The organism is Citricoccus sp. NPDC079358, from assembly GCF_040702545.1.
Taxonomy (GTDB): Bacteria; Actinomycetota; Actinomycetes; order Actinomycetales; family Micrococcaceae; genus Citricoccus.
On sequence record NZ_JBFBLI010000002.1, the window covers coordinates 192,064 to 213,980 of the forward strand.

At 68.5% G+C, this 21,917-nt stretch carries 21 protein-coding genes; 8 read left to right on the forward strand and 13 right to left on the reverse strand.

Annotation, left to right across the window (positions count from 1 at the left end; genetic code table 11):
• The first annotated feature begins 494 nt into the window (after positions 1–494).
• On the forward strand, positions 495–761 hold the full coding sequence (locus AB0333_RS03270; RefSeq protein ID WP_115931378.1) for a helix-turn-helix domain-containing protein: 267 nt from the start codon (positions 495–497) through the stop codon (positions 759–761).
• A gap of 190 nt (positions 762–951) precedes the next feature.
• On the opposite strand, the gene AB0333_RS03275 is transcribed toward AB0333_RS03270, so the two are convergent.
• Positions 952–1,566 (reverse strand): TetR family transcriptional regulator, encoded by a 615-nt coding sequence (locus tag AB0333_RS03275; RefSeq protein WP_170144530.1) that lies wholly within the window; start codon positions 1,564–1,566, stop codon positions 952–954.
• Positions 1,567–1,797: 231 nt separating this feature from the next.
• On the opposite strand from AB0333_RS03275, the gene bioB reads away from it, so the two are divergent.
• The 5 genes from bioB to bioD are packed head-to-tail and all read left to right on the forward strand — an operon-like array spanning position 1,798 to position 7,723.
• The gene (gene bioB / locus AB0333_RS03280) at positions 1,798–3,069 is read left to right on the forward strand and encodes a biotin synthase BioB (RefSeq protein ID WP_115931376.1); all 1,272 of its coding nucleotides are present in this window, start codon (positions 1,798–1,800) and stop codon (positions 3,067–3,069) included.
• On the forward strand, positions 3,066–4,478 hold the full coding sequence (gene bioA, locus AB0333_RS03285) for an adenosylmethionine--8-amino-7-oxononanoate transaminase (protein ID WP_366217325.1): 1,413 nt from the start codon (positions 3,066–3,068) through the stop codon (positions 4,476–4,478). Before bioB ends, bioA begins: the two co-directional genes overlap by 4 nt.
• The gene (locus AB0333_RS03290; RefSeq protein WP_366217326.1) at positions 4,465–5,706 is read left to right on the forward strand and encodes an aminotransferase class I/II-fold pyridoxal phosphate-dependent enzyme; all 1,242 of its coding nucleotides are present in this window, start codon (positions 4,465–4,467) and stop codon (positions 5,704–5,706) included. The genes bioA and AB0333_RS03290 overlap by 14 nt, the downstream gene beginning before the upstream one ends.
• Positions 5,703–6,926 (forward strand): cytochrome P450, encoded by a 1,224-nt coding sequence (locus AB0333_RS03295; protein WP_366217327.1) that lies wholly within the window; start codon positions 5,703–5,705, stop codon positions 6,924–6,926. The genes AB0333_RS03290 and AB0333_RS03295 overlap by 4 nt, the downstream gene beginning before the upstream one ends.
• Entirely contained in the window at positions 6,923–7,723 is an 801-nt protein-coding gene (gene bioD, locus AB0333_RS03300) for a dethiobiotin synthase (protein ID WP_366217328.1), read from the forward strand. The genes AB0333_RS03295 and bioD overlap by 4 nt, the downstream gene beginning before the upstream one ends.
• A gap of 83 nt (positions 7,724–7,806) precedes the next feature.
• Here the strand turns inward: bioD and AB0333_RS03305 are convergent, their stop codons facing one another.
• Positions 7,807–8,871 (reverse strand): hypothetical protein, encoded by a 1,065-nt coding sequence (locus tag AB0333_RS03305; RefSeq protein ID WP_366217329.1) that lies wholly within the window; start codon positions 8,869–8,871, stop codon positions 7,807–7,809.
• A 49-nt stretch (positions 8,872–8,920) separates the two neighbouring features.
• On the reverse strand, positions 8,921–9,295 hold the full coding sequence (locus AB0333_RS03310) for a hypothetical protein (protein WP_301473280.1): 375 nt from the start codon (positions 9,293–9,295) through the stop codon (positions 8,921–8,923).
• 36 nt (positions 9,296–9,331) lie between these two features.
• Between AB0333_RS03310 and AB0333_RS03315 the strand changes: the two genes are divergently transcribed.
• Positions 9,332–10,483 carry an ISAs1 family transposase gene (locus AB0333_RS03315; RefSeq protein ID WP_309816606.1) on the forward strand — a complete coding sequence of 384 codons (1,152 nt, stop codon included), beginning with the start codon at positions 9,332–9,334 and terminating at the stop codon, positions 10,481–10,483.
• Between the two features lie 195 nt (positions 10,484–10,678).
• Here the strand turns inward: AB0333_RS03315 and AB0333_RS03320 are convergent, their stop codons facing one another.
• Positions 10,679–11,842, reverse strand: a complete 1,164-nt coding sequence (locus AB0333_RS03320) for a hypothetical protein (protein WP_366217330.1) — start codon at positions 11,840–11,842, stop codon at positions 10,679–10,681.
• 147 nt (positions 11,843–11,989) lie between these two features.
• Positions 11,990–13,096 (reverse strand): glutathione-independent formaldehyde dehydrogenase, encoded by a 1,107-nt coding sequence (locus AB0333_RS03325; protein ID WP_366217331.1) that lies wholly within the window; start codon positions 13,094–13,096, stop codon positions 11,990–11,992.
• Between the two features lie 496 nt (positions 13,097–13,592).
• Between AB0333_RS03325 and AB0333_RS03330 the strand changes: the two genes are divergently transcribed.
• Positions 13,593–13,844 (forward strand): hypothetical protein, encoded by a 252-nt coding sequence (locus AB0333_RS03330; RefSeq protein ID WP_188806213.1) that lies wholly within the window; start codon positions 13,593–13,595, stop codon positions 13,842–13,844.
• A gap of 374 nt (positions 13,845–14,218) precedes the next feature.
• On the opposite strand, the gene AB0333_RS03335 is transcribed toward AB0333_RS03330, so the two are convergent.
• The 8 genes from AB0333_RS03335 to AB0333_RS03370 all read right to left on the reverse strand — a co-directional run bounded on the left by AB0333_RS03335 (position 14,219) and on the right by AB0333_RS03370 (position 21,846).
• On the reverse strand, positions 14,219–15,349 hold the full coding sequence (locus tag AB0333_RS03335) for an FAD-dependent oxidoreductase (protein ID WP_366217332.1): 1,131 nt from the start codon (positions 15,347–15,349) through the stop codon (positions 14,219–14,221).
• A gap of 141 nt (positions 15,350–15,490) precedes the next feature.
• On the reverse strand, positions 15,491–15,793 hold the full coding sequence (locus AB0333_RS03340) for a putative quinol monooxygenase (RefSeq protein WP_094450912.1): 303 nt from the start codon (positions 15,791–15,793) through the stop codon (positions 15,491–15,493).
• Entirely contained in the window at positions 15,790–16,359 is a 570-nt protein-coding gene (locus AB0333_RS03345; RefSeq protein ID WP_366217333.1) for a type 1 glutamine amidotransferase domain-containing protein, read from the reverse strand. Before AB0333_RS03345 ends, AB0333_RS03340 begins: the two co-directional genes overlap by 4 nt.
• A gap of 1 nt (position 16,360) precedes the next feature.
• Entirely contained in the window at positions 16,361–17,527 is a 1,167-nt protein-coding gene (locus AB0333_RS03350) for a glutathione-independent formaldehyde dehydrogenase (RefSeq protein WP_191830360.1), read from the reverse strand.
• 361 nt (positions 17,528–17,888) lie between these two features.
• Complete coding sequence (locus AB0333_RS03355) at positions 17,889–18,227, reverse strand: ATP-binding protein (RefSeq protein ID WP_115930695.1); 339 nt, start codon at positions 18,225–18,227, stop codon at positions 17,889–17,891.
• 45 nt (positions 18,228–18,272) lie between these two features.
• A complete protein-coding gene (locus AB0333_RS03360) occupies positions 18,273–19,178 on the reverse strand; it encodes an NADP-dependent oxidoreductase (RefSeq protein ID WP_115930694.1) in 906 nt (301 codons plus the stop codon).
• A 158-nt stretch (positions 19,179–19,336) separates the two neighbouring features.
• Entirely contained in the window at positions 19,337–19,762 is a 426-nt protein-coding gene (locus AB0333_RS03365; protein ID WP_091697155.1) for a cupin domain-containing protein, read from the reverse strand.
• Between the two features lie 83 nt (positions 19,763–19,845).
• Positions 19,846–21,846 (reverse strand): cation-translocating P-type ATPase, encoded by a 2,001-nt coding sequence (locus tag AB0333_RS03370; RefSeq protein WP_366217334.1) that lies wholly within the window; start codon positions 21,844–21,846, stop codon positions 19,846–19,848.
• Between the last annotated feature and the right edge of the window lie 71 nt (positions 21,847–21,917).

Below are 21,917 nucleotides of genomic sequence, written 5' to 3' on the forward strand. Positions count from 1 at the left end.
CTGTCATGAGCAGTTGCTCGGGCTCCCAGCCCGAGGGGGCCGTGTGCCCGGCGGCAATCCTGAGGGCGTCGGCTACCGCTTGGGGAGTGGCGTGGATGCTGTAGTCCCATGTGAATCGCTTTCGGGAGTAACCATGCGCATCAGGCATCGGGGCCCTTTCTGCATTCTGGTGGCCGGTGTAGAGGCTCCCATTCTGGCCTGACGGGAACTCCGGAAATGATCGCGGCGGGGGTCGGGAGATTGGGTTGCCAGGAGCCGCCGGCACAAGGTCGCAGCGCGCCATGTCGAGGTTGTGCCCGCAAGTGGATCCCCTTACGGCGCAGTGTCGACGTCACCTAGTCGATCAGTGAAGACCGCTTCTGACATCAGTGCCGTCGACTTCTGAATCTGACAACACTGGAGGGTGGTCATGGGCAAGTTCATTGGATACGCGCGGGTCTCCACGCGCCGACAGGACGCCGACCGCCAGGGGAGACGTCGACACCCACACGCCCATGGGTTCCATGGTGTTCACGGTAATGGCCGCCCTGGCCCAGATGGAGCTGGAGATCAAACGCGAACGCATCACCGACTCCGTCACCAAGCGCCGGGCCGTCGGCCAAGACCTCGGCGGACGACGTCAGACCTTCACCCACTCCCAGATCCGCAGCGCCGCCCACCTGATCGAGTCCTGCCAGCCCGCCGCGCAGGTCGCCCGCGATCTGGGCATGTCCCGGGCCACCCTCTACCGACGGATCCGCGAACTACCCGTTGCGACATAGCCCTTAATCGTGCCGTTTCTCAAGAACTCGACCCGTTCATGTAGTTGAGATTGCGGCGACTGAGGCAGGCCGTCGGAGACGGAACCAAGGGGAGGGCACGTCTGGAAGATCGCTGGAACCGCAGCCTAGCTGTTGTGGGGCACGACGCAGCTCGAAGAGCCCGGCCGGTACCCCGGTTGAGCTGCCGAAGTCAGCTCTCCTCGGCCCGCGGGGCGGGCATCCCGGCGAGGATGACGGCCAGGCCCCAGGCAAAGGCATCGTCACCCAGCTCGACGTGGCCGCCGACCGTGCTGGGTCCGACCTTGGTGGGGGCGTCAGCCTCGGTTCCGGGCGCGAAGACGGCCAGGCGCCGGGCCTCCTGGGCGGTGGACACGGATCCGAGCACATGGTTCAGCAGCAGGTGCCGTGCCCATTCGGCGTGCATCGGCGTGAGGCCAGCAGCCTCCAGCAGTGTCCGGAGGCGGTTCAGCGGGGCCAGCGCCGTGGGCTGCAGCGTTCTGGCTACCTGGACCACCTCTGCGCTGTCCGGCACGGGCAGGAGGGCGTGGCGGAGGCCGAAAACCAATGCCTCGATGGCCTCACGGGCGGCCGCCCGGTCGTGGGGTTCGGGGCCGTCGCCCAAGTCGTGGATTAGTCGGGCGGCCACGCTGACCAGCAGTTCCTGCTTGCTCTTCACGTGCCAGTAGAGGGCGCCGGCCTGCACGTCGAGTTCCCGGGCCAGGCGCCGCATGGACAGGTCACCGAGGCCATAGCGGGTGAGGATGCCCAGCGCTGTCTCCTCCACCTGCTCCCGGGTCAGTGCCATGCACACCATCGTAGGCTTCCGGCCACACAGTTGAACAGCGTTCAAGGATGTGCTGTACTCGGCAGCACCACAACCTGAACACTGTTCAAGGCCGAATTTCCGGCCTGCCGCCCCCGGAAGGCTCCCATGGCACAGACCGCTCCCGAGACCACACAGCCCGTGATGGCCGGCCCCGCTCCGACGGACCAGCCCACCACCGCCCAGGCTGCTCCCGTCCGCACTCCCAGCTCGATGGACCCGGCCGCGCTGGCCGCAACCGTTGCGGCGGGCCATCGGCTCACCGCGGAGGAGGGTCTGGCGGTCCTGTCCACCCCGGATGCGGACACCCTCCGGCTCGTCACCGCGGCCGGGCGTCTGCGCCGGGAGCACTTCGGCAACACCGTCAAGGTGAACTACCTCGTCAATCTGAAGTCCGGCCTGTGCCCGGAGGACTGCACCTATTGCTCCCAGCGCCTGGGCTCCACCGCGGAGATCCTCAAGTACTCCTGGCTCAAGCCTGAGGAGGCCGTCGAGCAGGCCAAGCTGGGCATCGGCGGCGGCGCTTCCCGTGTCTGCCTCGTCGCCAGTGGCCGCGGCCCGTCCAACCGGGACGTGGACCGCGTGGCCACCATGACGGACCAGCTCAAGGCCGAGCACCCCGAGGTCGAGGTCTGCGCCTGCCTGGGCCTGCTCAAGGACGGCCAGGCCGACCGGCTGCGCGAGGCCGGCGTGGACGCCTACAACCACAACCTCAACACGGCCGAGTCGAAATACGAGGAGATCTCCACCACCCACACCTACGCCGACCGCGTGGAGACCGTGGAGCGGGCCAAGGGCGCCGGGCTCTCCCCGTGCTCCGGGTTGATCGTGGGCATGGGTGAGTCGGACGAGCAGGTCGTCGAGGCCGTGCTGGCCCTGCGGGAGGTGGGCAGCGACTCCATCCCGGTGAACTTCCTGATGCCCTTCGACGGCACCCCGCTGGCGGGGACCTGGGAGCTGACCCCACTGCGTTGCCTGCGGATCCTCGCCCTCGTGCGCCTGGCCTGCCCGGACACCGAGCTGCGCCTGGCCGGTGGCCGGGAGATGCACCTGCGCGGGATGCAGGCCACCTCCCTGGAGGTCGCCAACTCCCTGTTCCTCGGCGACTACCTCACCAGCGAGGGCCAGACGGCCGATCAGGACCTCGCCATGATCGCCGACGCCGGATTCCGCGTCCTCGGCGCCGGGGAGAGGCCGGGCACCGAGACCGCCACCGCGCAGGCGGCCCCCTGGGCGGCAGTCTCTCCCCAGGCCTCCTCCCCACAGGCTAGGACGGCGGCCCCCGCACCCTGCGGTGCAGCGGCGTCCGGCGATGCGGCGGCCACGCCGTGCGGCTCGCCCGCCAGTGCGGGATCCGGCTGCGGATGCTGTTCGGCCGAGAGCGTCTCCGAGGCCGTCATCGAGGCCTCGGCCGGGGTTCCCGCCGGCGTCGAGCCCCGGATCCGCCGTCGCGGGGCCGGCACCGCCCAGGCCCCGAACGTATGAGCAGCCCCACCCTCGACCGCCCCCGGACCGACCCTGCCCCACCGGCCCCACGCTCGCTGCTGCAGCGCGACGCCGGCCTGGTCTGGCACCCCTACGCCCCCGTCGACGCCGGCGCGCTCTACGCGGTCCGCGGCGCCGAGGGGGTGCGCCTGACACTGGAGGGGCCCGACGGCGGCACCCACGAGGTCATCGACGGCATGTCCTCCTGGTGGTCCGCCATCCACGGGTACCGCCACCGGGTCCTCGACCAAGCGGCCCGCGACCAGCTCGACTCCTTCAGCCACGTCATGTTCGGCGGGCTCACCCACGAGCCCGCCGTGACACTGGCCGAGCGGCTCGTGGAGATGGCCCCGGAGGGACTGCGGCACGTCTTCCTGGCCGACTCCGGCTCGATCAGCGTCGAGGTGGCCCTCAAGCTGGCCCTGCAGGTCCAAGCCTCCCGCGGCGAGCACCGGCGCCAGCGCTTCCTGGCCCTGCGCGGCGGCTACCACGGGGACACCTTCGCCACCATGGGCGTCTGCGATCCCGAGGACGGAATGCACGCCGAGTTCTCCGGACTGGTCCCGCAGCAGGCCTTCCTGCCCCGCCCGCCGGCCGGCCGCCTCGGTGCGGACGGGACCTGGGAGTACGACGGCGGCGCCCTCGCCTCCTGGGAGGGCCAGACCCGCGAGATCGCGGCGAGGCTCGCTCCCGAACTGGCAGGCATCGTCTGCGAGCCGGTGCTGCAGGGTGCCGGCGGGATGCACGCCTACCCGCCGGCCGTCGTCGGGATCCTCCGGCAGGTCGCAGACGAGCACGGCCTGCTGCTCATCCTGGACGAGATCGCCACCGGCTTCGGCCGGACCGGCCGGCTCTTCGCCTCCGAGTGGGCGGGCGAATGGTCCCTGCAGCGCGGCGGCGGAGAGCTCATCCCGGACATCCTCTGCGTGGGCAAGGCCCTGACCGGGGGCTACCTGACGCTGGCCGCGATGCTGTGCACCTCCGAGGTGGCCGCGGACCTGAACGCAGGACCCAACGGCGGTGCGCTGCTGCACGGCCCGACGTTCATGGGCAACCCGCTGGCCTGTGCGGTCGCCAACGCGTCCCTGGACCTGCTGACCGGTCCGGGCGACTCGCCAGCGTGGCTGGCCCAGGTGCAGGCGCTGGACGCGGGGCTCCGGCAGGTGCTCGCACCGGCCTCGGAACTGGCTTGCGTCCGGGACGTGCGGATCCTGGGCGGGGTCGGCGTCGTCCAGCTGCACGGACCCGTGGACGTGGCCGCCGTGACCCGGGAGGTCGTCGATCGGGGCGCCTGGGTCCGGCCCTTCCGGGACCTCGTCTACGTGATGCCCCCCTACGTCTCCACCGCGGCGGACGTCCGCACCCTGGGCGCCGCGATCGTCGAGGGGGTGGCCCGTGTCCACGGCTGAGGCTCCTCCCACCACCTGCCAGGACATGCCGGAAGGCGCCGGCGCTGGACCCCGCGATGCTGCCGACGCCTGGCAGGGCTGGGTCGGCTCCAGGGCCCGGGTGCGCCGGGCGCGCGACGGGGAACGGACCGACCGGCCCCTGCCACCGGGCAGCGTGGACCTGGCCTCCAACGACTACCTCGGCCTCTCCCGGGACCCGTCGGTGGCCCGCGCCGCCGCGCGGGCGGCCCGGACCCACGGGACCGGGGCCGGCGCCAGCCGCGTGGTCACCGGCACCCACCCCGTGCTGCCCGCCCTGGAGCAGGACCTCGCCCGCTACGCCGGCCGCCGGGAGGCCCTGGTCTTCTCCAGCGGCTACGCCGCGAACCAGGGACTGCTCGGCGCCCTCGGCGGCAGCGGTACCCTGCTCGTGCTCGACGCCCACGCCCACGCCAGCCTGATCGACGGCGCCCGACTGTCCCGTGCGGAGGTGCGCACCACCGCACACGGTGACCTCGCCGAGGTCGAGGTGGCCCTGCGTGAGCACCGGCGCCGGAACGGCGTGCGGGCCCGCGCCGCCGTCGTCGTGGAGTCCGTGTACTCCGTTCTGGGCGACACGGCCCCGCTGACCGAGACCGCGCGGCTGTGCGCCGAGCACGGCGCACTTCTCGTCGTGGACGAGGCCCACACCCTGGCCGCCGTCCCGGGGGGCTCCGCCGTCCGGGCCGAGGGCCTCTCCGACGCCGGCCACGTCCTGGTCACCGCGACGCTCTCCAAGGCGCTCGGTGCTCAGGGCGGGGCGGTGCTGCTCGGCGGGGAGGGTGCCGGTGCCTGGCGCGACCACCTGCTCAACACCGCGCGCACCTTCCTCTTCGACACGGCCCTCGCCCTGCCGGCGGCCGGCGCCGCACGCCGTGCCCTGGCCCTGGCCGACGAGCGGCGGATCGGCCGGCTGATCGCCAACGCCGAGGTGGCGCACCGGGTCCTGGCCGGCCATCCCGTCACCGCGGACCGGGTCGAGCGCGGGGCGGGCGCGGTGCACTCCGTGCGCATGCGCAGCCCGGGCGGTGCGGTGCGCTCGGCCGAGGTTCTGCGCGCCCGCGGCATCGCCGTGGGGTGCTTCCGCCCACCGAGCGTCCCGGACGGCATCGCCCGGCTGCGCATCACCATCCACGCGGACCACGACCGGCGCCGGCTCACCCGGGCGCTGGAGACTGTGGCCGAGACCATCAACCGGGAGGACACATGAGCTGCCCCTTCGCCCCGACACAGGCCACCGTTCCCTCGACGGCGCCGCTGGCGACCCGACTGGCCGACGCCTTCCCGGAGCAGGTCACCACCCGGCATCGCTTCGTGGAGGATCCGTACACCGTCCGGGAAGTCCTGCGCCGGGCAGTGGACTTCGTCCCGGACAACGCCCTGAAGACCGTCATCCCGCTGGCATCGCCGACGTTGCGCCGGCTGGCCGCCGCCAGGTTCAGCCTGCCGCCCGTGCTGGCCAGCGCCTCCGGGCCGGAACACAGGACGGTGCGCCGGGTCGCCGCCCGGTTCTTCAGCCCGGCCCGCGTCGCCGCCCAGGCCGAACCGGTCGCCGCACTCGTCCGCTCCGCCTGCGCCGGCATCCTGCCCCGGCTCACGGCAGGCGAGGAGATCGACCTCGTGCAGGAGGTGGCCGGGATCGTCCCGCCGGTGGTCGTCTCCACCCTGACCGGCGTGCCAAACCCCCCGCACGCCCAACTCAAACGCTGGAGCCGGGACTCGCTCGAACTCTTCTGGGGCTGGCCCGACTCCGCCCGTCAGCTCGAGCTGGCCAGCAGCGCCGTCGACTTCCACGCCTGGCTCGACGAGGCGGTGGAGCACTGCCTCGAAGAACCCAGCCCGCATCCCGGCTCCGGTCCGGTCCCCGGCGCGGTCGTCGGGCTGCCCGGTGGGCAGAACCTCTTCCAGGCCCTGGACACAGCCGACGTCGACCGTGACCGGATCCGCTCGCTCGGCTACTTCCTGGTCATCGCCGGCCAGGAGACCACCGCCATGCTCGCCCAGACCGTGCTGGGCACCGCCCTGGTCGACGGGGTGTGGGCCGACTGCGCCGACCCGTCCACGGGGCTGGAGAGCTCCCGCGCCGTGGTCACGTCCGTGCTAGCCCAAGCCTCCTCAGTCCCGACCTGGCGCCGCGTCGTGGTTGCCGATACCCGCGTCGGTGACGAGGACTTCACCGCGGGAGAACACCTCGTGCTGCGGCTCTCCGGCGGGGAGCTCGGCGAGGCGGGGGACGCGTCGCTGGCGTTCGGCTTCGGGCTCCATCGATGCCTCGGGGCGGGCCTGGCCGAGCTCGAAGCGACCGTCATCCTGCATGAGTGCGCCAAAGCACTGCCGCTCATCGAGCTGTTGAGCGTGCCGGACTGGGGCCACCTGCTGTCCTTCCAGGCCCCACACGCCTTGCCGGTGCGAACTCGGTCGGCGGCATGAACGGCTCACTGCTGTGCGTGACCGGGACGGACACCGACGTCGGCAAGACCGTCGTGACGGCCTGCCTCGCTGCCACCGCGCTGACCGCGGGAGATCGCGTGGCCGTCTACAAGCCCACCCAGACCGGGGTCGGCCCGGACGAACCAGGCGACGTAGACACAATCGCGGTACTGCTGGGCTACCCGGACCGTCTCACCGTGGCCGAGGGCGTCCGCATGGGACCGGCCATGGCCCCCGTAGACGCCGCACTGGAGTCCGGTGGAACAGCCGCAGCAGCTGCGCTACCCGGACGCAACTGGCACCTGGACCGGATCGCCGCCCTGCAGGCAGACCACGAGACCGTCCTCGTCGAGGGCGCCGGCGGCCTACTCGTACAGCTCACCCCGGACGGCGCCACGATCGCCGACCTCGCCCTTGAGGCCGACGCCGCCCTGGCCGTGGTAACCCGCCCCGACCTCGGCACCCTCAACCACACCGGATTGACCCTGGAGGCCATCCGGCAACGGAGGGTGCACCCGGGACCGCTGATCATCGGCAGCTGGCCGGCGCAACCCACGGCAGTCCACCGGACCAACCTGCACCGCCTGCGCGAGGCCGCCACGGAATACCGGCACCCGTGGGGCGGAGCGCTGCCGGCAGCGCTCGACACCACCACGGTGGAGAGCATGTACCGTGCCGCTGCGGGGCTAACCGGGACACTGAGCGCCGCAGAGGGGTTCCTTCAGGCTCCATCGATTGACCCAGGTTCACACCCAGCGCCGGCCACCCGATCGAGCCGACTGCCGTTGTTCGGATAGGCCTCGCACGGTCCGCTGGCGGTGGACACTCACCGGCCGCTGAGGGATCCCCAGCCGGACAGTTCTCAAGGGGACTAGTTGGGTCAGTGTGTGGTGCTCGCCCAATTCTCCTGATCGGGAGAGCGTTGCCATTCCTGGCGTGGGTTGTCCCACTCGCGTGCGGCATCTGTCAGCCAGATCGTGGTGTCGGGGTTCCACCCCGCAATGATCGTCGAAAGGTCAGTGTCGACGTGCAGTGCACGATTGGCATTACTGAGGTAGGCCAGGGCTGTCAGGTGCACCGCGTCCCACCGCTCGGCGACCTTCTCCCAGTCCGGGATCACCCACCTGCCGTCGTACCCGGTACAACGGAACCAGTCATGACGCCGTGATGCAGTGACCTCCAAGGGGTGCTCAAGGCATAGTGCCACCCAATCGGCCTCGGCGCGAACCTCATAGGTTCGGCCAATACCACGCACGGGGATGACTGTGGCGTGTTCCCAGCCGAAGGAGTCCTCGATGAGGTTCAATCCCAGCGGTATCTGCCCGACCGACTGAATGGTCCCTTGCGGGAAGGACCACCACGTTCCCGACCAGTTGGCGTGAGGGTTTCGGAGTCTTTTCCACTCGGAGCGGACCTCTTCAGCTCGTGTACCGAGGGCCCATTCAGCCAGCGCTTGGCGTGGTTCTCTGGGCAATGGTGCCGGATCGTCTGCTGATCGCCAGTCGATGGTCCATTGTTCGACCTGCCGGCTCTGTGACCACCACTTCGTAGAGGGCGACGTGATCACGTGCTGGGCGATGGGGGCAAGGGCTTTTCTCACCTCGGGGAGCGCTGCGAGGGCGTCCTCGCCGTCCGGTTCCTGCCAGGGACGAGACGTATCCACCGCTCGAGCCAAAGCACGGTCGATCACCTCAGCGCCCGCCATGGTCACGTCGAGCGCAGCCAGGGCAGTGATGAGGTCTGTCATGGAAGGCCTCGGTGGCGGCTCGCTAGCCTCACCAAAAGTGGCCTTCAGCATCACTCGGGACATTCCCTTGCCCGGATCCAGGTCATGGGCGAGCCAGAACGCGGCAACCCTGACCTCAGGGCTCAAATCCATTGCCATCTCAAGGCACAGTCGTCGTCCACGAGGTCCGACCAACAGCGCATCAGCGTCCGCAACCATCTGCTTACCCTACGTGCGACACCCCACCACTGGCCCGTAAGCCGATCCTCTACCGGGGCGCTTCGGCATTGCTTTCCAGGAGCACTTTTCCGCGGTTCGCTGAGTTCCAAGCGAGAGCATCCCGGATCTGCGAGAGCGGAAATTTTGCGGCGGGTGTCGTGGCCAGTAAACCTGACGCAACGAGCCGGAAGACTTCTTCAAAACGCTGAGCGAACTGCACGGGGTCGCTGTTATGAGCATCCTGGCGCAGGTGAAAATACTTCAGTTCCACATGCGATGGAAATTCCCAACTGCCGTGAATTGGCGTGCCGGAGAGGAGCCCGTAGTTCAGGGCCCCGGCAAAGTCGTGACTGGTGGTGTCGGCGTGTCGGTGCGCTGAGATAGAACGAGATTCCTGTAGGACGAGTGATCGACCAAGATCCACGTCTTTCCAGGAGCCTCGTTGTCGTCCCACTCTGCCATGCCCGTTGCGCGTTGTGTCCAGTCGCTGGCTGACCTGCGTTCTCGGTTCGCCGAGCTGCCTGACCCCCGCCGTCGCCGCGGTGTCCGGCACCGGGTCTCGGCGATTCTGGCGATCGCCGCGGCGGCGGTGACCTGCGGTGCTCGCTCGTTGACCACGATCGGGGAATGGGCAGCCGATGCGCCCCAAAGGATCCTGGCAACCCTCGGCGCGCGCTGGCACCTCGGTCGCGGCCGCCATGTCGCCCCGCACGAGACGACACTGCGGCGCACGCTGCAAGCCTTCGATGCCGCCGTGCTCGATGAGGTGATCAGCGACTGGCTCGCCGAGCACCTCACCGTGCGCGAGGATCTGGAGGCGATCGCGGTCGACGGCAAGACGCTCCGCGGCGCCCGCGACGCCGACGGCGAGCAGGCCCATCTGCTCTCCGCGGTCGTCCACGACGCCGGTGTCGTGATCGCCCAGCGCGACGTGGCGGCCAAGACCAACGAGATCACCGAGCTCGCCCCGCTGCTCGCGGGCGTGGACCTGACCGGAAAGGTGATCACCGCGGACGCCCTGCACACGCAGCGCGCCACGGCCGAGGACCTGGTCACGGCACAGCGCGCCGACTACGTGCTGACCGTCAAGGCCAACCAGCCGACCCTGTTCGCCGCCTGCCAGCAGGCGCTATCCGGACCGGCCCGCGCCTTCGCCGCCGAGGACGTCAGTTCCGAGCGTGGTCACGGACGCACCGAGCAGCGCACCACCCGGACCATGCCGGTCACCGACGGCGACGGGATCGACTTCCCCCATGCCGCGCAGGTCTTCCGGATCCGCCGTGACACCGGCGGCCTGGACGGCCAGCGCATCCGGAAGGAGACCGCCTACTGCATCACCAGCCTGGCGCCCGCCCAGGCCGGCCCGGCTCGGCTCGGCGCGCTGGTGCGGGGGCACTGGGAGATCGAGAACCGAGTCCACTGGGTCCGCGATGTCACCTACGACGAGGACCGCTCCCAGGTCCGCACCGGTGCTGCGCCCCAGGTCATGGCCAGCCTGCGCAACCTGGCCATCAGCGCCTTCCGCCTGGCCGGTCACACCAACATCGCCGCCGCCCTCCGCTGGGCAGCCCGCGACTATCACCGACCACTGACCATTCTCGGCCTCACATGACTTTGCCGGAGCCCTGCCGATTGGGGAGAGCAGATCGCGCACTCTAGGCATGTTGGTCATATCCACGCCCCTGGCCCCCTCCCAGCTTTCTGTTCTGCTGCGATCCGAAAGTCCATGCATTCTCGGGGGACGAGGCGCGTGCTGCACAGCTTCCTTCCTCGTCTTAGGGCCTGGTCGATCTCTTCGCTGAGTCGATTATCCTTCGCGCGTGGTCTCGTCCAACGTCTCATCATCTTCCTTGGCTTCTCGTGAGCGTCGCAGCGCTTCGCGGCGTGCTCGTTCGCGGTAGCTGTAAGCGGCCTCGTGGACCGACTCTTCGCTTTCGAAGCCTGAGCCGATGGCGCCTGCGACGGTTGCGGCGGCGGTCGTTAACAGGGCGACGAGGAGGTGTTCTCCGAGTCCGTATTCAGGTCCGGCGTACTGGCTGAAGACTTCAGGGGTGAAGACGATGAGCGCGGCGATCAGGTTGAGGACGAAGAGCCCCAGGTAGCCACACGTCAGCCCGATGGCGAGGGTTATCACGGTTGAAGCATTGAAAAGGACCGCTTGCTCACGTTGATATGCCGGTAGATTCCTCACCCGTTCCCACAGGTGATGATAGACGATGAGCCATGTGAGCATCACGGTGATCGAGGCGAGCGCCACGGCGACCAGTTGCCACACCGCCATGGTGATCGCGAGTTCCCACAGGGTGGCGTTGATCAAATAGAAAGCGCTGAACGCGAACGCTCCCACCAGCGCCCCCCGCAGACCCGACACCAGCCGCCACGGTTGGTTATCCCGGACCATTCCGATGAGCAGCCGCAGCCGACCCCGATTCGCGAGGATACGCAGGTCGATGCCGTCTTGATCGGGTGTGACCCGCCGGAAGGCCCCACCCAGTGCGCCCAGACGGGATCGGCGATGTTCCTCAGAGCCCTCCTCTGGGGTTGTCTCGCCGCGCAGGTCCACGATGAGCTGTGCCACCACTCCCAGGACTCGACGTCGCAATGCCATCGCGCCGAAGGCCGGCAGTGAGACCACCGCGACGTTTCGACTGCTACTGGCATCAGCGACGACAGGCTGCCGGTCGATGGCCAGCGGGAGATCGGTGACGCACACCGCGAAGTCCCAGCCGCGTTGCCGCTTGTGCTCCGTTGCGAGGTTCATCATCTCGAAGTGCTGCATGTCGCTGGGAGGCAACCGCTCACGGTGCACCTCGACTCTCCACTGGCGATCCGGCAACTGCTCGGCCAGTAGTCCTGGTAGTTCCTGTTCGAGTTGCTGCGCGACCTTTAGCGGGGTAGCCACCGGATCGGCGACCACGCCGATCACCACCTCCCGCCCGGGGGTCTGCGTGTGGCTCTGCTGTGTCGTCACCGGTCCGCTCCTTCCGCTGCTGAATGTGGGCCGTCGGGGTTATGTCGAGGTGGTGTGTGTTCATAACACTCCCCACACTTCTGGTCTACCTCTACACCCCGTGGGGGTCCCGGCATCGGCCCACCGACACCCGATTATGGGTCCGGTTTAGGCGGGGTTGAGCACGACTTTGGTCCAGCCGTCTTCGCGGGCGTCGAAGTGCTCGTAGGCCTTCGGTGCTTCCGCCAGGGGCAGGTTGTGGGACACGATCCAGGAGGGAGTGACCTTCTCGGCGGCGATCAGGTCGCGCAGGTGGCGGTTGTAGCGCTTGACCGGGGCCTGCCCGTTGCCCATCTGCTGGCCCTTGAACCAGAAGTTACCGAAATCGAAGCGGGCCTTGCCCTGCTGGGCCAGCTCATCTGGGGCGCCTGGGTCCTCGGGGATGAACACCCCGACGGTGCCGATCCCGCCAGTGAATCGCACTGAGGAGACCAGCTTATTCAGGGTCGCCGCGTTGTCCTCGTTGCCCTGGGGATCGTGGGCCTGGTAACCGACGCACTCGGCCCCACGGTCAGCACCGACGCACTTGGTGTGCTCCATGACCTGTTCGACCGGGTCACCCTTGGAATCATCGATCGCGATCGCCCCGACCTGCTCGGCCAAGCGCAGCCGGTCGGGATGGCGGTCCACGACCATCACCTTCAGCGCCCCCTTCACGCTCGCGGAGAGGGCGGCCATCAGCCCGACCGGGCCAGCGCCGTAGATGACTATGGATTCGCCCGCCTTCAGGCCCGACATCTCCACGGCGTGCCAGCCTGTGGGGAAGATGTCGGAGAGCATCACATAGTCGTTCTGCTTCTCGCGGGCGTCCTCGGGCAGGCGCAAGCACTGGAAGTCGCCCCACGGCACGCGCAGGTACTCGGCCTGGCCGCCGATCCAGCCGCCCATGTCGGCGAACCCGTATGCGCCGCCGGCCATGCCCTCCACGTTGGCGGCTAGACAGTAGCTAGTCAGCCCGTGCTCACAGTTCCGGCAGTGTCCGCAGGAGACGTTGAACGGCACCGAGACCATGTCCCCGACCGCGACCTTATCGATCCCGGCTCCAACCTCGATGACCTCGCCGACGTTCTCGTGGCCGAAGACGCGGCCTTCCTCGAAGTCGGTGCGGCCCTCGTACATGTGCAGATCCGAGCCGCAGATGTTGGTCGCAGTAACCTTGACCAGGACATCGTTGGGTTGCTCAATACGCGCATCGGCAACGTCAGCGACCGCCACGTCGTGGGGCCCGTTGTAAAGCAAGTGCCTTCATGATGATCTCCTTATGGGAACTTGTGGCCAGGTCAGTTCTAAGCGCCGTACCGCCCGGCCCCGACAGAAGTCGCGACCGAGCTGATCGCGGACATCAACCACATGACGTGGAGTTTTCTCCAAGACCTTCCGAGGTCGTTCGATGAGCAATCGCGATCGGGGCCCAACCCCATCCTCCACCACCGCAATCCGGCTAACAAGGGTGGGTGCCCCGGCCAATGAGGACTCTCGTGGACTGCCCCCGAATAACTACCACCTCGGCATACGGTGACGACAGTCCGCGCCCGTATGGGGAACGGCCTACGGCGGCAGTTCCGAGGTGCTGCCGAGGTTCATGTGGGCGACGGTGCGATGCCGTATAGGGATCCGTTTACGGACAGGCACTGTCACACATGGAGCCTCGGGAGGCCCCGCGAACGGGCACCGTAAGTCGTTCGCCCACTGGTTGTTCCATACTGAGGCCATGCAGACCATGGGCGTTGATCCCCGGGACCAGACCTGGGAACTCGCGGACCCGCGATACCGGATATATTTCTGGGCCGGGACCGCCTCCGATGAATGGGAGATCTCGGGCGCAGACGTTCAGGACGTCCTCGCCTGGGCGGAGGCGAACCGCGGCGATCGCACCTACACGCTGTACGCGTGCGTCCCCCAAGACGGGTTGGGCCTTGTCCGACTGGCCGGCGAAGATCCCAACGAACTCCGAAGTGGCTGACGGAATTACTGCCGTCCTCGGAGACCAGAGCGGACGATAGGCACCTCTCGGGTCGTTGCCGCCTATCCTTTTGCCCCAGAGGCGGACCTGTCGGTAAAGCGGGACTCCGGTCGGGAAGCCGAGAAGGGCAGGAAGTAGACGCGGGTCCCTTGCCTCGCACCCAGCCTCCGCGCCGTAAAGCGATCCCGCAGTGACGGATCCCGCTGCGGCACCTCCGCGTACCGATCCTCACGATGAAGACACCCCATGACAAGGTGGTTGAGCCTGTGACTGCTGTCCAGCCGCAACTTTTGGGTTGACCCAGGGCGGGCTGCCGTTGTCCTCGACGAGGAGACGTTTACCCATTGAGTGCGTCCGTTCTGGGGTCAGGCGAACTATCGCAGGGCTTCGCCGAGGCGAGCGGCGGGCGTGAGGTCGGCGGCGAGACCGCCGCCGGTCGCAGCCCGGGCAAGAGCGCGACCCAGCGCAGGTGCCTGCTTGAACAGATTGTGACCGGCCACAAAAATGACAGAGCCTGCCTCCCACACGGCCACGCCGTCCTCGCTCCATGGGAGGTCGGTCACCCAGCAGTGAAGAAAGTCGCGCGGCTCTGGGTGGAGACCGGGCAGCGCCCGTGTCACGTATTCGCGCGCGCGTTCGTCCAGCGATCGAATCGCCGCAGGGTCGATGAACGTTCCGTCGTCGCGGACGCCGACGGTTTCGCTGAGTCCGACCGAATAACTGCTGTTGCCCGGTAGCGGCGTCGCGTACACGCCGACTTCGCCGAAGATGCCGCTGCTGTCCTGCAGGCACGCGACTCGTGCCGGGGCGGCGGCTTTCACGTCGAAGGTCAGCCGGACGTGTGCGGCAAGGCGAACCGGCAGCGACAGGCCGACGCTGCGGGCCAGGCGGGCAGTTTCGCGGCCGGCGCACACGACCACCTTGGAGTAGACAGCCCGGTCGGTGACGCTGCGCACCTCGACCGTCCCATCGGCGCGGGGATCGATGGAGATGACCTCTGCGGTGGTGACGGCATCTGCGAGGGCACCCGCGAGTGCCGTGATCGCGGTGCGGGTGCGGATCGCGCCGCCCGACTCGTCGAGCACCGCTGGCCCCGAGTACCCAGCGAGCAGCGGCATTCGCTGGGCGAGCTCGGCTGCATCGATCTCGTGCGCTTCCACGCCGCCGACCTGGTCGAGCACCCGCAGCCGCGCCAGGGCGCTGTCGCCGATCGCCACGATACCGTCTGATGAGACCAGCTCGACGTCGAAGTGTTCGGCCCACTCATCCCATACGCCGCGGCTTTCGCGCGCGAAAGCGACGAGTCGCGGGTCGTCGTGGGCATGCCGGAAGATCCGCGACTCGCCTGCGGACTGACCCGTTCCGGGCAGACCGGCCTCGTACAAGCGCACCGGCACGCCCTGCTCCCGCAGCGCGTACGCCGTCGACAGACCGACGATCCCGCCCCCGATCACTGCTACCTCGGGTGAACGCGTCGGGGCAACGTCGTCGTCAGTTCCTGTCATCGCGGTTCCTCGATCTGTTAGGGATGTGCGATAGGCCGCAAGAGAAGGGGCCGCTGCCACGACGTCAACGGGCTGTGTCAGCCCGAAGTCACCGCGCGCAGCGACCCCTCATGTCGGGGTCAGTACTCCCGGTCTGTGGTGTCAGGCGGGAAGTTTGGAGCCCAACACGTCGAGCTTCTCGATCGTCGGTTCGGAGAACAACGCACCGGTCTGCTCGCCGAGAGCTACCGCAACAGGGCCGGACAGGTGAGCGTCACGTCCGGCGTCATCGGGGAACACGTCGAAGATCCCGAAGGAGGAGGGCCCGAGGCGGATCGCGAACCACGCGGTGGTCGCCGGCTCTTCCTCAACAAGCGCACGGCCGCTGTCAAGGAACTCCTTCACGTCGTCCTCCTTGCCGGGCAACGCGTCAAACCTGACCAGCAATCCCTTGGTCACACTCATGACTTCTCCTCTTCCTTTGCCGTGGTGCCCGCGAGTTGGGACACGATCGCCTCGGAGAACGCCGGCAGGTCCTCCGGCGAGCGGCTGGTGATGAGATTCTTGTCGACCACGACCTCCTGGTCAACGACGTTCGCGCCGGCATTGCGCAGATCCGTGCGGATGCTCGGGAAGGACGTCAGGGTGCGACCGGTGGCCACGCCGGCCTCGATCAACGTCCACGGTCCGTGACAGATCGCCGCCACCGGCTTGCCGCTCTCGACGAAGTCCCGGACGAAGGCGACAGCGTCCTCGTCGACCCGGAGCTTGTCGGGGTTCACCGTGCCGCCCGGAAGCACCAAGGCGTCGTAGTCGGCCACCGAGGCCTCAGCCACCAGCCCGTCGACGCCGAACGTCCCCGCCGGATCCAGGTCGTTCTCGCGGGCCTTGATCTCGCCGTCGTGGATCGAGAGGACCTCGGTCTGAGCGCCGGCCCTGTCCAGAGCCTCGCGGGGTTGCTCGAGTTCGACGCGCTCGACCCCGTCCGCGGCGAGGACCGCGACTCTCTTGCCCTGCAGATCCGCGGCCATATCAGCTCGCCTTCTTCTCGGTCGACATGCCGGGCTTGATGAGGACCTTGGTCCAACCCTTGGACCTGGAGTCGAAGTTCTTGTAGGCGTCGGCGGCTTGGTCCAGCGAGATTTCATGGGAGACGATCCAGGAAGGGGTCGCCTTGCCGGCCGCGATCAAGTCTCGCAGCTGGCGGTTGTACTTCTTGACCGGGGCTTGACCGTTGCCCATGGTCTGTCCCTTGAACCAGTGGGTGCCGAAGTCGATGGCTGCCTTGCCCTGCTTGGCCAATTCGCCCTTGGCCCCCGGGTCCTGGGGGACGAACACGCCAACGGTGCCGATTCCTCCGGTGAAGCGGACCGAGTTGATGAGCATGTTCAGCGTGGCGGCGGTGTCTTCGTTGCCCTGGGGATCGTGGGCCTGGTAGCCCACGCATTCGCAGCCACGGTCGGCTCCGAGCCCCATGGTCTCGTCCAGCACGGCCTGCACGGGGTCGGTCTTGGAGTCGTCGATGGCGATAGCTCCGATCTGCTCGGCCAGCGCGAGCCGGTCGGGGTGGCGATCGACCACCATGACCTTCGCGGCGCCCTTGATCGTCGCGGACAGGGCGGCCATCAGCCCGACCGGTCCGGCCCCGGCGATCACGACGCTGTCGCCCGGGATCACGCCGGCCATCTCGGTGGCGTGGTAGCCGGTGGGGAAGATGTCGGAGAGCATGACGTAGTCGTTCTCCTTCTCCTCGGCGTCCTCGCCCAGGCGCAGTGCGTTGTGGTCGCCGAAGGGCACCCGGAGCAGCTCGGCCTGGCCGCCGCCGTAGGGGCCCATGTCTGCAAATCCGTAGGCCGCTCCGGCGGCAGACGGGTCAGGCTGGGTGGTGAGGCAGTAGTTGGTCAGGCCGCGTTCGCAGTTCTTACAGAATCCGCACGAGATGTTGAACGGGAGCACAACCCGGTCTCCGACCCTGACCTTCTCCACGCCACTACCGACTTCGATGACCTCCCCCATGTTCTCGTGACCGAACGTCCGGCCTACTTCGAAGGAGGTCCGCCCCTCGTACATGTGGAGGTCCGAGCCGCAGATGTTCGTCGTCGTTACCCTGACCAGGACATCGGTGGGTCGCTCGATCTTCGCGTCCGGGACGTCCTTCGTGCTGACCTGACGGGGTCCCTCGTACACCACTGCTTTCATGTCTACTCCGATCCGATTGTGTTGCTCGATGTCTTTCTGGCAAGGCCTCTCCGACGCCGGCCCCATCGCTAGACAGCAAACGCCCCCAGGAACCACGTGTCAAGGGGCTCGCCTTGAGTTGATGTGTAGCGATCGAGCCGGGATAGTGCCCGGGTCCGCTGCTCGATCCCAAGGCATACGCTCTGTACACGCTTGTGGTGGTCGCGCCATTCGTCCTTGTGCTCGTTATCATCGTGACGTTGACAGCGGTTCTGATGATGAGCCGGTACCGCAACGGCTCACGGCACCAGTTCGAAGTGCCCGCCGAAGGCCATATGTGCGACGACCCCCGCCCGCAAGGGGATCCGCTTGCGGGAAGGTGTCAGTGAGCCCTTCCTAAGACCGGGGCGTCGCCCCGACGAACGTTAAGGCGTGGGGCAGGGACAAGGTGAACGTCGTGGGCGTGGGCCAAGGCTTGGGAGACCGCCAGACCCAGTCCGGAGCCGGGGCCGGCCTCGCGGCCGGTGTGGGTCCGGTAGAAGCGGTTGAACACGTGCGGCAGGTGCTCGGTGGCGATCCCGTCCCCGGTGTCGGTGACGGTGATCGTCACCGCGTCGGGGGTGTTGTTGGTGTGCACGGTGATGGTGCCCCCGGCCGGGGTGTGGCGCAGGGCGTTGGCCAGCAGATTGGTCAACACCTGACCGATCCGTGCGCGGTCCATCGGCACCGGCCCCGGCTCCGGACCGGAGGTGGTGGTGGTCGTGGCTCATGGTTCGATGACCACCTTGCCGGCGGTGTGGCCGCCCTCGACGGCGGCCATCGCCTCCTGGGCGTCGGCCAGGCTGAAGCGCTGGCCCACGTTCGGATCGACGAGTCCGTATTGGATGACCCCGGTGATCTTCTCCAGGGCTTCCTGGGTGCGTTTCACGCCGGCTCCGCCGAGCTCTTCCGCGGTGGCCGGGTCGGCGGTGGTGATGACGTTCTTGGGATCCTTCGCCACGGGCGCGATGTCCCGCAGCGCCTGTCCGCCGACCAGGTCGACCACCAGGTCCACGCCCTCCGGGGCGACCTCGCGCACCCGGTCGGCCGCGCCGTCGCCCGACTCGACGAAGGTGGCCCCGGTGGACTCCACGAGCTCTCTCTTCGAGGCACTGGCCACCCCGATCACCCTGTACTGGTGCACTGTGCCGATCTGGGCTGCCATCAGCCCGACGCCGCCGCCGGCCCCGAGGATGAGCAGGGACTGGCCGGGCTCGAGCTCGACCTGGTGGGTGACGTCATAGGCGGCCGTCCCGGCCACGGGGATGGCCGCGGCGTCCACGAAGGAGATCTCCTCCGGCTTCGCCACGGTCTTGGCCGCGTTCAGCACCGCGTGCTCGGCGAAGGTGCCCTGGCCCTTGGCCGGACTGCCGAGGACCTCGTTGCCCACGGCGAAGGCCTCCACGCCCTCGCCCACCGCGGTGACGATCCCGGAGGCCTCCAGGCCCATCGGCGAAGGCAGCGTGCGCTTCGTGCCGAACAGTCCCTGGCGCATCTTCGCGTCGGCCGGGTTCACGCCGGCCGCCATCACCTGGATCACGATCTCGCCGGGGCCCGGCTCGGGCACCTCGCGCTCGATGAGCTCCTGGTGCTCCGGACCGCCATAGTCCGTGAAGACCAACACCTTCGACATCTGCTTCTCCTCTTGCGTACTGCTGGTGGGGACCCGGCTGAGCCGGTTCGTCCTACCCTGGGGGGGGGTGGTTCCCCTGTTCTGACGTGGTTGTCTGCCTGGACCACACAGGGCGCCCGCCGGTTCGACGGGCGCCCCGTGCCGCCGGGTGCTGAGGATCAGCCCTGCGGCGGGGTGTCCTCACCGGAGGCCTCAGCGGCGTCGGCCTCCTCCTTGGTGGCGTACTGGGCATCCGCGGCGTGCTCTGGCGGCGAGTAGATCGTGTAGAGAACCAGGGGCTCATCTCCGGTGTTGCGGAAGTTGTGCCGGGCGCCGGCGGGCACCGCGCATTGGTCACCGGCCTCGATCGGGTGGGTCTCGCCGTTCAGATCGGCCTCGCCGGTGCCGGAGATGAAGGTCAGGATCTGGTCGGTGGTCTCGTGGACCTCGTCGCCGATCTCTCCGCCGACGGGAACGGTCATGAGGACGATCTGGGAGTGCTTGCCGGTCCAGATGGTCTTGCGGAAGTCCTGGTTCTCCTGCGCGATGTCCGCGATGGTGAAGTGCTCGACGTTGCCCTCGATGGTGAAGTGCTTCTCAGTCATGGTCCTTACCTTTCCCGTTTCCTATCTTGTTCTCCAGTGGTGTTGGCCCGAGGGCTCCGGTGACGTGCCCCGAGATGAATCCGTCAGGCGTCCACCGCCTCGCGGTCCTTGGCCGGGGTCCGCAGTTCCCTGGCCATGGCGGTGGAGTTGTGGTCGTTGCGCATCAGGCGCATGGCGTTGAGGATGACCACCAGCACGGAGGCCTCGTGGACGAGCATGCCCACGGACATGGTCACCCCGCCGGTGAAGACTCCGGCCAGCAGGACCACGACGGTGGCCAGCGCGATCGCGATGTTCTGCTTCATCACGTTCACGGTCCGCTTGGCCAGGCTGATGGACTCGGGCAGCTTCAGGAGGTGGTCGCCCATCAGGGCGATGTCCGCGGTCTCCACGGCCACGGCCGAGCCGGCCGCGCCCATGGCCACGCCGATGTCGGCCGTGGCCAGGGCCGGGGCGTCGTTGACGCCGTCGCCGACCATGGCCACGGTGTGGCCCTGACGCTGCAACTGCGCCACCGCCTCCAGCTTGTCCTCCGGCAACAGGGCGGCGTGGATCTCATCGATCCCGGTCTTCTGACCGATGGACTCGGCCACCAGGCGGGTGTCACCGGTGAGCATGACGACCTTCTGCACGCCGGCTTCGTGCAGCCGGTCGACCATCGCCGGGGCGTCCTCGCGGATCTGGTCGGCCACGGCGATCACGCCGATCACCGTCTCATCGACGGCGACGATCATGGGGGTCTTTCCCGCGGCGGCGAGCTCCCGAGCGGCCGGCCCGGCGCCGGCGTCGTCGGTGATGCCGTACTGGGCCAGCAGCGGCGGGTTGCCGACCAGCACGCGCCGACCGCCGACGTCGGCCACGATGCCCTTGCCGGGCACCGGGGTGACCTGCCCGGGGATGCCCTCTGGGCCCACGCCGGCCTCGCGGGCGGTGTCCAGGATGGGCCGGGCCAGGGGGTGCTCGGAGCCGGCCTCGGCGGCCGCGGTCCAGCGCAGCACCTCGGTGCGGTCCATGTCCTCGGCCAGGACGACGATGTCCGTGAGCTTCGGCGTGCCCTCGGTGAGGGTGCCGGTCTTGTCCACGGCCACGGCCGAGATCTTCGCGGAGGTCTCCAGGTACTCGCCGCCCTTGATGAGGATGCCGTTGTGGGCGGCGCGGCCGATGCCGGCGACGATGGCGACCGGGATGGAGATCACCAGGGCGCCGGGGCAGCCGATGACCAGCAGGGTCAGGGCCAGCACCACGTCGCCGGTGAGCAGCCAGGTGGCCACCGCCAGCACGATCACGGCCGGGGTGTACCAGGTGGCGAAGCGGTCGATGAAGGCCTGGGTCTTGGCCTTGGCGTCCTGGGCCTGTTCCACGCGGTGGATGATCCGGGCCAGGGTGGTGTCCGCGCCGATGCCGGTGGCCAGCACCTGCAGGAAACCGCCGCGGGAGACGGTGCCGGCGAACACCTGGTCCGACTTCGCCTTCTCCGCCGGGATGGACTCACCGGTGATGGAGGCCTCGTCGATGGCGCCGGTGCCGGAGACGACCTGGCCGTCCACGGGGACCTTCGCCCCGTTCTTCACCAGCACGATCTCACCCATCCGCACCTGGTGGGCCGGGATCTCGGCCTGCTCGCCGTCCCGCATCACGATCGCGGTGTCCGGGGCGACGGCGACCAGCTCGGTGAGAGCCGAGCGCGTCTTGGTCAGGGTGGCCGCCTCGAGGGCGTGGCCGATGGCGAACAGGAAGGTGACGGCGGCGGCCTCCCAGAAGTTGCCGATGAGGGTGGCGCCGATGGCCGCGATGGACACCAGCAGGTCGATGCCGATCACCTTGACCATCAGCGCGCGGACCGCCTTGACCACGATCCCGTAGCCGGCCACGACCGCCGCGGCCAGCATGAAGGCGTTGGCGAGGGTGAAGACGTGGCCGGAACCGTGCGCGTGCGCGCCGGCGTCGATCCACCACTGCGGGCCGATCACCGCGTTCCAGGCACCGCCGCCGAGGCGCTCGATGCCGAAGGACAGGAGGATGAGCAGGCCCGAGACCACGGGGACGGACCAACTGCTGCGGACCCACTTCTGGAGCCTGTTCACTGCGAGTGCGACCTTTCTGGAGAATGCGTGTGTGGATGAGGGCTGATCCGCGCGGTGGCGGTCCGGGCCCC